Below are 13770 nucleotides of genomic sequence, written 5' to 3'. Positions count from 1 at the left end.
TCATCTTGGGTTCATCCGGGCGGACCGTTGAATCTACGCCGGAACTGCGGCTGGGCGTTAGAGTGTGTGACTGTGACTGACGAAATTGCCACTGTTGAAACTGCTCCCGACGAGGCCCTGGCCGGCACCGGGCCCGATACTGCCGCCGTGCATGGCGCACCCACCCTTCAGGTACAGCTGAAAATGCTCGACGACGGCCTGGAGCTGCCGTCGTACGCCCACCCGGGCGACGCGGGAGCAGACCTGCGGGCCCGCGAGGATGTGGTGCTGCGCCCCGGCGAGCGGAAGCTGGTGCCCACCGGCGTTTCCATTGCCCTGCCTGACGGTTTCGTCGCCCTGATCCACCCCCGCTCAGGCCTCGCCACGAAGCATGGGCTGACCATCGTCAACGCCCCCGGGACGGTGGATGCGGGTTACCGCGGGGAAATTTCCGTGACCCTGCTCAATACGGATACCCGGGACGCCATCGAACTGCGCCGCGGCGATAGAATTGCACAGATGGTGATCCAGCGGGTGGAGTACGCGCAGTTTGTCCCCGTCAACGACCTCAGCGACTCGGTTCGGGGAGCCGGCGGATTCGGATCAACCGGCGGCTTCACGTCACCCAACGCCTGACCCTGCGTTTATCCGGTGCCGGCCCGGCGTTGGTTGCCCCAGCGGCGAAGACATCCGCCGGGAACCGGGCAGCCAGGCACGTTGACAGCCGTCAGGCACTTTCACTACTAAGGAGACAACCCCCATGGTTTTTGGGCTCGGCAGGAAATCCAAGAAGGACCAGGCAGCCGAACCGGATGAGGCCCAGGCCTCAACGGAGTCACCCGATTCCGCTGACAAGGCCTCGGCGGACACCGGGCGGAGGGCAACCGGGCCCTTTGATGTCTCTGAAATCTCCAGCCGCGATGGCTACGTAGACCTCGGCGCGCTGCTGATTGCGCCGAGTGAGGGGCTCCAGCTTCGGCTTGAAGTGGAGGAAGCCACCCAACGCGTGGTGGCCGTGACCATGGACCTCAACGGGTCCAGCCTGCAGCTGCAGGCCTTTGCCGCTCCTAAGAGCGAGGGGCTCTGGGACGAAATCCGCGAGCAGATCGGCCAGTCCGTAGGAAGCCAGGGCGGACAGGTCGAAGAGATCCAGGGCGAATTCGGGTCCGAGCTGATCGCGAAGCTGCCCGCTGGTGCGCAGGATGGAAGCCAGGGTTACCGGGTGGCGCGCTTCATCGGCGTCGACGGTCCGCGCTGGTTCCTGCGCGGCGTCCTGGGCGGCGAAGCCGCCATGCAGCGTGAAGCAGCGGCCCCACTTGAGGCGCTGTTCCGCCAGATCGTTGTCATCAGGGGGGACAGCCCCATGCCTCCCCGCGATCTGCTTCAGCTGCGCCTGCCCAAGGATGCCACCGCCACCCCGCCCCCTGCTGCCCCGGAGGTGCCTGCCGCCCCGGAATTCAAGGAACCCGGGCGCGGGCCGGAAGTCACCCAGATTGGCTGATTCCCGCCCGGGTTCGGGCAGCCGGCCCGAGGGCGGAGCAGTACCTGTCAGCCGCCTTCCCGAACGCGGCCGGGTGGTATGTGACGGGCACATCGAATCGGTCACCTACATGCCCGCAAACCAGAACGCGGCGTTCACCGCCATCGTCACGGATCTTGACGTTCCGCCGTCGGGCGGTAAACCGGCGCCAGGCGCGGGACGCCGTCTGCGGGTGGTGTGGCTGGGGCGACGCAGGGTGCCAGGCATTGAGGCCGGGACGGCAGTCCGCCTCGAGGGCATGCTGGCCCAAAGCCACGGGCTGCCCACCATCTTCAATCCACGCTACGAAATACTTTCCCGCCAGGAGCATGAATGACCTCGTCCCAGCCCGAGCCGTCCTCCCGCGCGGACCAGCCTCCCACCGGCCCGGCCGGCCCGGGGCAAGACGGCGCGGGGCAGGACGGCGCGGGCCAGGACGGCGCCCGGCAGGCCCGGACGGAGCCGCCCTCCATAGCGGGGCTTGCGGAGGGCTATGCAGCCCAGGCCGGCCTGCACCGGACCCACGACGGCCGGATCGATGTCCTCAAGACAGCTGGCGGATACCAGGGCATCGCCGAGAGCATTGTGCCCGGACTCGTATTCCTGGTCACGTTCACCCTCACCCGGGACCTGACGCCGTCGCTGGTGGCGGCCCTGGCGTCGGCGGCTGCGTTCACCGTGGTCCGCCTCATCCAGCGCCGCCCGCTGACCCAGGCCCTGGCCGGAGTGGTGGGCGTGGGAATCTCCGCCTGGCTGGCGAACACCACGGGCAAGGCGGAGGACTTCTATCTGCCCGGCTTTATCACCAACGCGGCCTACATCGTGGCCATGGTAATTTCGATCGCGATCAAGTGGCCCCTTGCGGGACTGTTGTTCGGGTTCATCCGTAATGAAGGAACGGACTGGCGGAAGGACCCTGCACGCCTTAAGGCCTACCGCCTGGGCACGTGGATCATTGTCGGTGTCCTGGCGCTTCGCCTGGTGGTGCAGGTTCCGCTGTACCTGATGGGAACTGACGGCCTCGCTGCCCTTGCCACCACCCGGCTGATCATGGGTACCCCGCTTTACATCCTGGGAGTCTGGATTGCGTGGCTGATTACCCGGCCGGTCCGGCCCGCCGGAAGTCAGCCTTCGAAGCCGTCGTCCTCCGGCGCCTGAGACGCGGCCGCCTGGACGCCTTCCTGCTGGCCCGGTTCCCCGGAAGGCTCTGCTGACTCCGGCGACAACAGCCCGCGCAACTCATCCTCTGCGGCGATCGTGGTGACAAAGAACAGTTCGTCGCCGCCGTCGATCACGTCGTCGCGGCTGGGAGTGATGGGCGCGTGGTCCCGGAGGATGGCCACCAGCGTGGAGTCCTCGGGCCAGTCGATGTCGCCCACTGTCAGGCCAATGACATGGGAATCGTGCGGGACCGTGAATTCCACGAGCGAGGAGACCCCGGTCTGAAGTGTCAGCAGCCGGACCAGGTCGCCGATCTCCACGGCCTCCTCCACCAGCGCCGTCATCAGCTGCGGGGTGTTGACGGCAACGTCAACGCCCCAGGAATCGTTGAACATCCAGTCGTTCTTGGGATTGTTGACCCGGCCTACCGTACGCCCTACGCCGAACTCGGTCTTGGCCAGGAGCGAGACCACCAGGTTCACCTTGTCATCGCCCGTGGCGGAGACGACGACGTCGGCGTCCTCCACTTTCGCCCCCTGCAGGGTGCTGAGTTCGCAGGCGTCGCCGACCAGCCAGTGCGCGCCGCGCAGGCCGCTGCGTCCGATGACTTCCGGCTTGAGATCGATCAGCAGGATCTCGTGTTTATGGGCCAGCAGTTCCCTGGCAATTGAAGACCCGACGCTCCCCGCGCCGACAATGACAACCTTCACTACGACTCCTTGGCAGGTGCTTTGGCCAGGATCTGGGCGACCTGGGAATTGCGCTCCACGGGCAGCATGGCATGGACCGTGTCACCGTCCTGGTATGACGTGGCGGCCTCGGGCAGCATGCCTTCGCCGAACCGGGTAAGGTACGCCACCCGGATGTCGGCCGCTTTCTCAATCTCGCTGATCCGGTGGCCGATCCAGCCGGCGTCGAGGTCCACTTCGGCCAGCACCAGCCGGCCGGACGGCTCGCGGAAGTCGCCGGCGAGGTGCTGCTCGGGCAGGATGCGGCGCAGGACCTGGTCAGCGCTCCAGCGGACGGCGGCCACGGTGGGGATGCCAAGCCGCTGATAGATCTCGGCCCGGCCGGGATCGTAAATCCTCGCCACGACATGGGGGACATGGAACGTCTCGCGCGCAACCCGTGTGGCCAGGATATTGGAGTTGTCGCCACTGGACACGGCGGCGAACGCGTAGGCCTCGGCGACTCCGGCCTGCTGGAGGGTGTCCCGGTCGAAACCCACGCCGGTGACTTTGCGCCCGGTGAAGCCTTGCCGTAGCCGACGGAACGCGCGGTCATCCTGGTCAATGATGGCCACGGAATGGCCGGCGTCCTCAAGCGTGTGTGCCAGAGTCGCCCCCACCCGGCCACATCCCATGATCACGAAATGCGCCACCGTATCTCCTCCAGTTCCGTAGCCTGTTGCTGCTGCTAGAACTCTACCGGCATGGCCACGGTGGGAGCCGCGCGGGAGCCGTCATGACATAGCCGGGGAATCAGACTAGCTTTGTGGAGTGCTGACAATACTGAATGCCGTAAAACGGGTGCTGGTGGGCAGGCCCTTCAGGAATGACAGGCTCGCCCACACGCTGCTGCCCAAGCGGATCGCACTTCCCGTTTTCGCCTCAGACGCACTGTCTTCCGTGGCCTACGCGCCGGATGAAATCCTGCTCACCCTGGCCCTCGCCGGTGTGAGTGCAGTGGCCTTCTCGCCGTGGGTGGGCCTGGCCGTCATGGTGGTGCTGCTGACAGTGGTGGCGTCCTACCGGCAGAACGTGCACGCCTATCCGTCCGGCGGCGGCGACTACGAGATCGCCAACGAAAACCTGGGCAAGTATGCCGGGCTGACTGTGGCCTCGGCACTCCTGGTGGACTACGTCCTGACGGTGGCGGTCTCCATGTCTTCGGCTGCCGCCTACCTCACCACGGCTGTTCCGTCCCTGCACGGCCAGCAGGCGCTTATCGCCACGATCGGCGTCGTCATCCTCGCACTGGTCAACCTCCGGGGAATCAAGGAGGCAGGCAGCGTCTTCGCCGTGCCCACCTACATTTTCATGGCCTCCATCCTGGGGATGACGGCGGTGGGCGTGTTCCAGGCCGCCACCGGGCAACTGGGTGAGGCACCATCTGCGGCCTTTACGATCGTGCCGGCGCCGGGCTTCGACGAAGGCCTGGTGGGCCTCGCGGGCGCTTTCCTGCTCCTTCGGGCCTTCTCCTCCGGCGCCGCTGCGCTGACAGGTGTGGAGGCCATCAGCAACGGCGTGCCCAACTTCAAGGTGCCCAAGAGCAAGAACGCGGCCACCACCTTGTTGCTGCTCGGTGTCATCGGTGCCGCCATGCTTGCCGGCATCATCTACCTGGCCAACGCGACAAAGGTCCACATCGTCCTGGACCCGGCCACGGAGTTCCTCCTGAACGGCCTTCCTTTGCCCGAGGGATACATCCAGAGTCCGGCCATCAGCCAGATTGCGCAGACCATTTTCGGGCCGGGCTCACTGCCGTTCTACATCGTGGTGGCCGCCACCGGGGTGATCCTCGTTTTTGCCTCCAACACAGCGTTCAACGGCTTCCCGGTGCTCGGATCGATCCTGGCCCAGGACGGCTACCTTCCCCGCCAGCTGCGGACCAGGGGCGACCGCCTGGCGTTCAGCAACGGAGTCCTGGCCCTCGCAGCCGGTGCCCTGGTGCTGATCCTCGCGTTCAACGCCGACGTCACCAAACTGATTCAGTTGTACATCGTGGGCGTGTTCATCTCCTTCACCGCGAGCCAGCTGGGCATGATCCGGCATTGGGGGAAGCAGCTCAAGCTGGCCAAGGACAAAGCCGTCCGGCGGAGGATGGTCAAATCCCGGACCATCAACACCATCGGCTTCGGCATGACGGGACTGGTGCTGGTGATCGTCCTGATCACCAAGTTCGAGCAAGGCGCGTGGATCGCGCTGCTGGCCATGCTCGCGCTGTTCCTGATCATGTGGAGCATCCGTGTGCATTACGACAATGTGGCCAAGGAACTGGCCGTGGATGAGGATTCTTCGCCCCGGGCCCTGCCCTCCAGGGTCCACGCAGTCCTTCTCGTCTCCCACGTGCGCAAGCCGGTGCTCCGAGCCCTTGCGTACGCACGGGCCTCCCGGCCCTCGCGGCTGGACGCGATCACGGTGGACATCGACGCGGAGGAAACCGCCCATACAGTTGCTGACTGGGAAAAGCTCGAAATCCCGGTGCCGCTGACCGTGCTCGCGAGTCCGTACCGTGAGACCGTCACCCCCATCATGGAATACGTCAAGAACATGCGCCGCGATTCCCCCCGGGACCTGGTGGTGGTTTACATCCCCGAATATGTGGTGGGCAAGTGGTGGGAGCAACTGGTCCACAACCAGACGGCGCTGCGCATCAAAACCCGGCTGCATTTTGAGCCCGGCGTGATGGTGGCAAGCGTCCCGTGGCAGCTGAAATCGTCCGAAGAAGCAAAAAACCTGCAGGATATCAGATGACCCCCGAAACCCAGACCCCTTCCGCAACGGCCACGGCCGCCCCCACTGAGCTGGTGCTCGACATCGGGCCGGTGGCCCACGGCGGCCATTGCGTGGCCCGCCATGATGGCCGGGTGATCTTTGTCCGGCACGGAATTCCCGGGGAGAAGGTCCGCGTCCGGCTGACCGACGCGGGTGACTCCGCCAAGTTCTGGCGCGCCGACGTCGTGGAAGTCCTTGAGGCTTCGCCGGACAGGACCGGGCACTTCTGGCACGTTGCAGACTCCGGCCGGGCCTGGAGCCATGGTCACCCGCCGGTGGGCGGGGCCGAATTCGGCCACATCTCCCTGCCCCGCCAGCGCGCACTGAAGTCGGCGGTACTCGCCGAGCAGCTCCAGCGGCTCGCCGGCGTCGAACTTTCTCCCGAAGTGGAAGCCGTGGGCGGGCCGGCCGCCCCGGGGCAGGGCACAACATACGACGCCGGCACCGGCCTCGGGTGGCGGACCCGCGCAAGCTTCTCGGTCACCACGGCAGGGAAACCGGGCATGCATGCCCACCGTTCAGACCAGATCATCCCCGTCCGGGAGATGCCCCTGGCCTTGGACGGAATCAACCGGCTGCGATTATGGGACATCGATCTCCAGGGCATCGAACGGGTGGAGGTGGCGGCGCCGGCCAACGGCTCGCGTCCCCTGGTGCTGCTCGCCCCGGCGCCCGGGACCAAAGCCAAACGGCTCAGCGCCGTCGCGGCACAGCTCCCGGATGATGTTTCCGTGGCCACCTTCGACCCCCTTTCCGAGGAGGTCCAGCAGTTGCGCGGCCGGACCTGGGTCCAGGAATCCGCCGCTGGCCACGACTACCGCGTCACCGGTGCCGGTTTCTGGCAGATTCACCGCGACGCGCCCGGGACACTTGTGGGGGCCGTCACAGAATTCCTTCACGACGGCGGCTTCCTGGCGGCCGGCTCGGTGGTGGCTGACCTCTACGCCGGCGCAGGGCTGTTCACCGCAGTGCTGGCTGACGCGGTGGGGGAGACGGGCTCGGTCCTCTCGGTGGAGGGGGCCCCGGGAGCCAGCCGGGACGCCCGCAAAAACCTCCACGGAGCGCCGCAGGTGGAAATCGTGCAGGGCCGGGTGGAGCGCGTACTCCGCCACAAACCGCGGAACTTTGATGCCCTGGTGCTTGATCCGCCGCGGGCAGGCGCTGGCAAGGCAGTGGTCAACCAGTTGGCCGCCGCCGGTCCTCGGGCGATTGCCTACGTCTCATGTGATCCGGCATCCTTCGCCAGGGACGTGGGGTACTTCCAGCAGGAGGGCTGGTCGCTGGCCGGCCTGCGGGCCTTTGATCTGTATCCGCACACGCACCACCTGGAGACGGTCGCATTGCTGACTCCCGGCCGCTGACACGGGAACTATTTCGACTACTATTGGCGGAGTAATCCCACGTCGCGCCCCGTATTTCGCGGCCGGCCTCCTGCAACTTTCTTAGGCCAGTCTTATTAGGCCTGCCTAACTAGCAAGCGGTCTACCGCGCGACAAAGATGAAACTGTTGCGAGAGGAGTCCTGCGATGAGCACTGTGGACAGCTTCGGTTCAAAAGGCAAACTTAATGTAGCCGGAACCGAATACGAAATTTTCCGGTTGAACTCCGTTGAAGGTGCAGAAAACCTTCCGTTCAGCCTCAAGGTATTGCTTGAAAACCTGTTGAGGACCGAGGACGGCGCGAACATCACTGCCGATCACGTCCGCGCCTTGGCCGGCTGGGACCCTGATGCCCAGCCCGATACAGAAATCCAGTTCACGCCTGCCCGCGTGATCATGCAGGACTTCACCGGTGTACCCTGCGTGGTTGACCTGGCGACAATGCGTGAAGCGGTCAAGGAACTTGGCGGAGACCCCAAGCGGGTCAACCCCCTTGCTCCGGCGGAAATGGTCATTGACCACTCCGTGCAGATCGACGCTTTCGGTAACTCCGGCGCACTGGAGCGCAACATGGAGATCGAATACCAGCGGAACGGGGAGCGTTACCAGTTCCTCCGCTGGGGCCAGACCGCGTTTGATGACTTCAAGGTTGTTCCCCCCGGAACGGGCATTGTGCACCAGGTGAACATTGAATACCTGGCCCGCACGGTCATGACCCGCGAAGTTGATGGTGCCCTGCGCGCCTACCCCGACACCTGCGTTGGAACCGACTCCCACACCACCATGGTCAACGGCCTGGGTGTGCTGGGCTGGGGCGTTGGCGGCATCGAAGCCGAAGCGGCCATGCTGGGACAGCCTGTTTCCATGCTGATCCCGCGTGTTGTGGGCTTCAAGCTGACCGGGTCCATCCCTGCCGGCGCGACTGCTACCGACGTTGTGCTGACCATCACCGAGCAGCTCCGCAAGCACGGTGTGGTGGGCAAGTTCGTCGAGTTCTACGGCGAAGGCGTCGCGGCTGTGCCGCTCGCAAACCGCGCCACCATCGGCAACATGAGCCCGGAATTCGGCTCCACCGCCGCAATGTTCCCGATTGACGACGTCACATTGGACTACCTGCGCCTCACCGGCAGGTCCGACGCCAACGTCGCCCTCGTGGAGTCCTACGCCAAGGAACAGGGCCTCTGGCACGATCCTTCCCGTGAGATCAAGTTCTCCGAGTACCTCGAGCTGGACCTGTCCACGGTGGTTCCCTCCATCTCAGGCCCGAAGCGTCCGCAGGACCGCATCGAGCTGACCGACGCCAAGGAACAGTTCCGCAAGGACATCCACAACTACGTCGCCATCGAAGACGGCAGCGTGGACGAGTCACTGGACGAGTCCTTCCCGGCATCGGACGCGCCGTCCTTCACGCACGCTGACTCGCACACCACAGAGACCAGCCGTGTTGAATCCGCCGCGAACGGTGCCAACGGACGCCCGAGCAGCCCGGTCCACATCAAGACCGAAGACGGCCGCGAGTTCGAGTTGGACCACGGAGCGGTTTCCATCGCCTCGATCACCTCCTGCACCAACACGTCCAACCCGTCCGTGATGCTCGCCGCAGCATTGTTGGCACGCAACGCCGTGGACAAGGGCCTGACGTCCAAGCCGTGGGTCAAAACCTCCGTCGCTCCGGGCTCCAAGGTCGTCACCGACTACTACGAGAAGTCGGGCCTGACCCCGTACCTGGAGAAGCTGGGCTTCTACATCGTCGGCTACGGCTGCGCCACCTGCATCGGCAACTCCGGCCCGCTGGACCCCGAGATCTCCGAGGCCATCCAGGCCAATGACCTCTCCGTCACCGCTGTGCTCTCCGGTAACCGCAACTTCGAAGGCCGCATCAACCCGGACGTGAAGATGAACTACCTGGCCTCACCGCCGCTGGTCATCGCTTACGCCCTGGCCGGTTCCATGGACTTCGATTTCGACACGGACGCCCTGGGCAAGGACGAAGCCGGCAACGACGTCTTCCTCAAGGACATCTGGCCGAACCCGGTGGAGGTCCAGCAGGTCATCGATTCCTCGATCGACAAGGACATGTTTGCCCGCGGTTACGAGGGAGTCTTCGACGGCGACGCGCGCTGGAAGGCGCTCGACACCCCCGCCGGCGACACCTTCGCCTGGGATCCGAACTCCACGTACGTCCGGAAGCCCCCGTACTTCGAGGGCATGAAGGCCACGCCGGAGCCGGTCACCGACATCACCGGTGCACGCGTCCTGCTGAAGCTGGGGGACTCGGTCACCACCGACCACATCTCCCCGGCCGGTTCCTTCAAGTCCGACACCCCGGCCGGGCAGTACCTGCTGGCCAACGGTGTGGAGCGCAAGGACTTCAACTCCTACGGCTCGCGCCGTGGCAACCACGAAGTCATGATCCGCGGCACCTTCGCGAACATCCGCATCAAGAACCAGATCCTGGACGGCGTTGAGGGTGGCTTCACCCGCGACTTCACCCAGGCCGACGGTCCGCAGGCTTATGTCTACGACGCCGCCCAGAACTACCAGGCAGCCGGCACTCCGCTGGTGGTCCTGGCAGGCAAGGAGTACGGCTCCGGCTCGTCCCGTGACTGGGCAGCCAAGGGAACCGCGCTCCTGGGCGTCAAGGCCGTCGTCGCCGAAAGCTACGAGCGCATCCACCGCTCCAACCTGATCGGCATGGGCGTCCTTCCGCTGCAGTACCCGGCCGGCGAGTCCGCCGCCACCCTGGGACTGACCGGCACCGAGACCTTCGCTGTTGAGGGTGTGACTGCCCTGAACGAGGGCACCACCCCCAAGACGCTGAAGGTCACCGCCACCGCCGAAGACGGCTCCGCCAAGTCCTTCGATGCTGTACTCCGCATCGATACACCGGGCGAAGCCGACTACTACCGCAACGGTGGCATCCTGCAGTACGTCCTGCGCCAGATCTCCGCTAACTAGCTGATATCTGAACCTACGCAGCACCTCCCCGAAGCCCCGGCCGGTCACCGACCTGCCGGGGCTTCGGCTTTGCATTTCAGTCGAGGCGTTAGAGTTAATAGGCACGTCTACCACCCGAAGGAGGGGTCATTGGGAATCTTGGACACCATCCGGAATCCGCAGGACCTGAACGAGCTGTCTCCAGAGCAGCTCGAAGAGCTGGCCGCTGAGGTCAGGAGTTTCCTGATCACCAACGTCTCCCAGACCGGTGGACACCTCGGTCCCAACCTCGGCGTTGTGGAACTGACCCTTGCCGTGCACCGCATCTTCGATTCGCCGCGTGACAGCATCGTCTTTGACACCGGCCACCAGTCTTACGTCCACAAGCTCCTCACGGGCCGCCAGGACTTCAGCACTCTGCGCCAGCAGGGCGGCATGTCCGGCTACCCCTCCCGCGCCGAGTCCGAGCACGACATCGTGGAAAGCTCCCACGCGTCCTCGTCCCTGTCCTGGGCCGACGGCATCTCCCGGGCGCGGCAGCTCACCGGTGAAGGCGACCGCTACGTCGTCGCCATCGTGGGGGACGGTGCCCTGACCGGCGGCATGGCCTGGGAAGCCATCAACAACATCGCAGCCGACAAACGCAGGCGCGTGGTGATCGTGGTCAATGACAACGGCCGCTCCTATGCGCCCACCGTTGGCGGCTTCGCCGACTACCTGGCCTCGCTTCGGCCCACCATCGACTCGTTCCGGGCCGCACCGGCCTATGAGGGCACCTTGGACTGGTGGAAGAAGAAGCTCCAGAACGGCGGCCCCGTGGGCCAGTTCACCTACCGGAGCCTGCATGCCATGAAGAAGGGCATCAAGGACTGGTGGGCGCCGCAGGGCATGTTCGAGGACCTCGGCATGAAGTACATCGGCCCTGTGGACGGCCACAACCTCCAGGCCATGGAGCACGCCCTGTCCACGGCCCGGAACTACGCCGGCCCCGTGATCGTGCACGCCATGACTGAAAAGGGGCACGGCTACGCGCCGGCCAGGGCCCACGAGGCGGACCAGTTCCACGCCGTCGGCATTATCGACCCTGAAACGGGTGAGCCAACGGGGGCCTCCGGAGCCCAGTCCTGGACCTCTGTTTTCGCCGACGAGATCGCTGCCATTTCCGATGAACGAGCCGACATCGTGGGCATCACGGGCGCCATGCTGATCCCGGTGGGCCTGCACAAATTTGCCGCAAAACACCCTGACCGGGTGATCGACGTCGGCATTGCCGAGCAGCACGCCCTCACCTCCGCGGCCGGCATGGCCTTCGGCGGGCTCCACCCCGTGGTGGCCGTGTACGCCACCTTCCTGAACCGCGCCTTCGACCAGCTCCTGATGGACGTGGCCCTGCACAAGGCCGGCGTGACCATTGTCCTGGACCGGGCCGGCGTCACCGGTCCGGACGGGGCCAGCCACCACGGCATGTGGGACATGGCCATGGTCCAGATCGTTCCGGGACTCCACCTGGCCGCGCCGCGCGATGCGTCCCGGCTGCGCGAAGAGCTCCGCGAGGCCGTGGCCATCGACGACGCTCCCACCGTGGTCCGCTTCTCCAAGGGGACCGTGGGCGCCGAAGTCGAAGCCATCGAACGGCTCAACGACGGCGTTGATGTGCTGGCCCGCAGGCCGGCCGGCTCCACCGAGAACGATGTCCTGATCGTCAGCGTGGGAGCCATGTCCGAACTGGCCCTCGACGTTTCCAACAGGCTGGGTGCCCAGGGAATCAGCACCACCGTGGTCGACCCCCGTTGGGTGCTGCCCGTGCGCCGGTCCATCATTGCCCTCGCCTCACACCACCGGCTGGTCATCTGCATCGAGGACGGCGTCAGGGCCGGCGGCGTCGGATCACGGATCCGGCAGGAAATGCGCGCGGCCGGGGTGGACACCGCCCTGAACGAGGTGGGGCTCCCGGCGGAATTCCTGGACCACGGAACCCGGAGCCAGGTCCTGGAGCGGGTGGGGCTGACGGCACAGCAGATAACGCACGACGTCGTCGCGCAGGTTCTGGGGACAAAAGTCCCCTTCGCGCGTCCTTTGCCGGGCCAGGCGCACCCCACCACCGGCAGCCTTCCGATTCTGTGAGGGAAGAAGACGCACTGAAGTATCCGGGCGCCCTCACGGAACGCGGCCCGGCCTTGCATACCAGCACCACCCGGGTTCCCTCCGGCCTGCAGCCCGGGCAGCTGGTGGTTGCCCGGAACAGGAAATGGAACGGAAAAGCCCACTGGGTGGTCCCCGGACGGTACCTTGGCGAGGACCGGCACGGCTGGTGGATCTTCCAGGGGACCAACGAGTTCTGCTCACGGCCAGGCGCCGCGTTCTACACCCGGTCCGACGCCGTGCTCCTGGTGCCGCGTTCGGGCGACTGGGTTGCAACGTTCTATGACGACGCGCACCCCAATGGGGTCAGGGTCTACGTTGATCTGGCCGTTGCCCACGAATGGACCGACATCAGGCCCGCCGTCACCGAGTTCCATGTGATTGACATGGACCTTGACGTCATCCGGATGGCCGGGCGCGGCGTCTTTATCGATGACCAGGACGAATTCGCGGAGCACCGCGTGAGCATGAATTACCCGGACCGGCTGGTGGAGGATATCCAGGTGGCCGCGGATGAGCTTTATCAGGCCGTCAAGGCGCAGCAGGCACCGTTCGACGGAACTGACGTCGAGTGGTTCACGAAGGGACGGTCATGAGCGGAATCATCAGGGTCTACAAAAAGGACGACGAGGCAGTACTGCACTTCCGTGAAGGCTGGTTCGATGAGGACTACAGCCAGTTCGTGATGAACTACGGCGTTGTGGGCCACCAGAGCAAGACTGAGGAAACCGATGTTCCCGACGCCGCTGCAGCCGAGGGACTGATGGATGCCTTTGCCGTGCAGTGCGCGGAGGACGGCTTCGCTGAAATTCCCGAGGAGGAGCAGTTCTGGGTGGTTGCCCAGTTCGCCCTCAAGACCAGGGAGGGCACGGACCGGGACCGCTACCTGGAGGAAAAAGCGAAGGATGCGCTCATCAGCCACTTGGCGTGGCGGGGCCTTGGTACTGTTGAGCGCTCGGAATTCAGCGACTATAAGCTGAACATCTTCTGCCTCTGCCCCGAGGTGAACAAAGCCGTCAACGCGATCAAGGTCTGCGCACGCGGGGAGGACCTGGACTTTACCAAGCTGACCATTGGCGCCGCTCCGTTCAACGAACCCGACAATTTCAAGCTCAAGTACTCCGCGAAGCCCGGCACCGGTTTCAGCCTTTAGGGG

Annotated in this window: 12 protein-coding genes; 10 read left to right on the top strand and 2 right to left on the bottom strand. The window is 65.2% G+C overall.

From position 1 onward, the window contains the following. The first annotated feature begins 72 nt into the window (after positions 1-72). The 4 genes from dut (at position 73) to ACS5PJ_RS14135 (ending at position 2656) form a co-directional block, all read left to right on the top strand. Positions 73-615 carry a dUTP diphosphatase gene (dut, locus tag ACS5PJ_RS14150; protein WP_439435502.1) on the top strand — a complete coding sequence of 181 codons (543 nt, stop codon included), beginning with the start codon at positions 73-75 and terminating at the stop codon, positions 613-615. A gap of 124 nt (positions 616-739) precedes the next feature. After that, a complete protein-coding gene (locus ACS5PJ_RS14145) occupies positions 740-1480 on the top strand; it encodes a DUF3710 domain-containing protein (RefSeq protein ID WP_439435501.1) in 741 nt (246 codons plus the stop codon). Continuing rightward, the gene (locus tag ACS5PJ_RS14140) at positions 1473-1835 is read left to right on the top strand and encodes a hypothetical protein (RefSeq protein ID WP_439435500.1); all 363 of its coding nucleotides are present in this window, start codon (positions 1473-1475) and stop codon (positions 1833-1835) included. Before ACS5PJ_RS14145 ends, ACS5PJ_RS14140 begins: the two co-directional genes overlap by 8 nt. After that, complete coding sequence (locus ACS5PJ_RS14135) at positions 1832-2656, top strand: DUF3159 domain-containing protein (RefSeq protein WP_439435499.1); 825 nt, start codon at positions 1832-1834, stop codon at positions 2654-2656. Before ACS5PJ_RS14140 ends, ACS5PJ_RS14135 begins: the two co-directional genes overlap by 4 nt. Here ACS5PJ_RS14135 and ACS5PJ_RS14130 read toward each other — a convergent pair. Both ACS5PJ_RS14130 and ACS5PJ_RS14125 read right to left on the bottom strand, forming a co-directional pair. Continuing rightward, the gene (locus tag ACS5PJ_RS14130) at positions 2623-3369 is read right to left on the bottom strand and encodes a potassium channel family protein (RefSeq protein ID WP_439435498.1); all 747 of its coding nucleotides are present in this window, start codon (positions 3367-3369) and stop codon (positions 2623-2625) included. The two genes, ACS5PJ_RS14135 and ACS5PJ_RS14130, sit on opposite strands and share 34 nt — an antisense overlap. After that, positions 3369-4040 (bottom strand): potassium channel family protein, encoded by a 672-nt coding sequence (locus ACS5PJ_RS14125; protein WP_439435497.1) that lies wholly within the window; start codon positions 4038-4040, stop codon positions 3369-3371. The genes ACS5PJ_RS14130 and ACS5PJ_RS14125 overlap by 1 nt, the downstream gene beginning before the upstream one ends. Before the next feature lie 118 nt (positions 4041-4158). Between ACS5PJ_RS14125 and ACS5PJ_RS14120 the strand changes: the two genes are divergently transcribed. From ACS5PJ_RS14120 to ACS5PJ_RS14095, 6 genes are all read left to right on the top strand, one after another. Continuing rightward, positions 4159-6135, top strand: a complete 1977-nt coding sequence (locus ACS5PJ_RS14120; RefSeq protein ID WP_439435496.1) for an APC family permease — start codon at positions 4159-4161, stop codon at positions 6133-6135. Continuing rightward, positions 6132-7517 carry a class I SAM-dependent RNA methyltransferase gene (locus tag ACS5PJ_RS14115; protein WP_439435495.1) on the top strand — a complete coding sequence of 462 codons (1386 nt, stop codon included), beginning with the start codon at positions 6132-6134 and terminating at the stop codon, positions 7515-7517. Before ACS5PJ_RS14120 ends, ACS5PJ_RS14115 begins: the two co-directional genes overlap by 4 nt. 165 nt (positions 7518-7682) lie before the next feature. Continuing rightward, the gene (gene acnA / locus ACS5PJ_RS14110; RefSeq protein WP_439435494.1) at positions 7683-10493 is read left to right on the top strand and encodes an aconitate hydratase AcnA; all 2811 of its coding nucleotides are present in this window, start codon (positions 7683-7685) and stop codon (positions 10491-10493) included. 129 nt (positions 10494-10622) lie between these two features. After that, on the top strand, positions 10623-12596 hold the full coding sequence (gene dxs / locus ACS5PJ_RS14105; protein WP_439435493.1) for a 1-deoxy-D-xylulose-5-phosphate synthase: 1974 nt from the start codon (positions 10623-10625) through the stop codon (positions 12594-12596). After that, complete coding sequence (locus tag ACS5PJ_RS14100; RefSeq protein ID WP_439435492.1) at positions 12593-13210, top strand: DUF402 domain-containing protein; 618 nt, start codon at positions 12593-12595, stop codon at positions 13208-13210. Before dxs ends, ACS5PJ_RS14100 begins: the two co-directional genes overlap by 4 nt. Beyond that, entirely contained in the window at positions 13207-13767 is a 561-nt protein-coding gene (locus ACS5PJ_RS14095; protein WP_439435491.1) for a hypothetical protein, read from the top strand. Before ACS5PJ_RS14100 ends, ACS5PJ_RS14095 begins: the two co-directional genes overlap by 4 nt. The last annotated feature ends 3 nt before the right edge of the window (positions 13768-13770 follow it).

The sequence above is a fragment of the Pseudarthrobacter cremeus genome, assembly GCF_051857465.1.
In the GTDB taxonomy this organism is placed as follows: domain Bacteria; phylum Actinomycetota; class Actinomycetes; order Actinomycetales; family Micrococcaceae; genus Arthrobacter.
The sequence above is the reverse complement of the archived record's forward strand: the minus strand, read 5'-3'. Positions and strand labels throughout refer to the sequence as shown.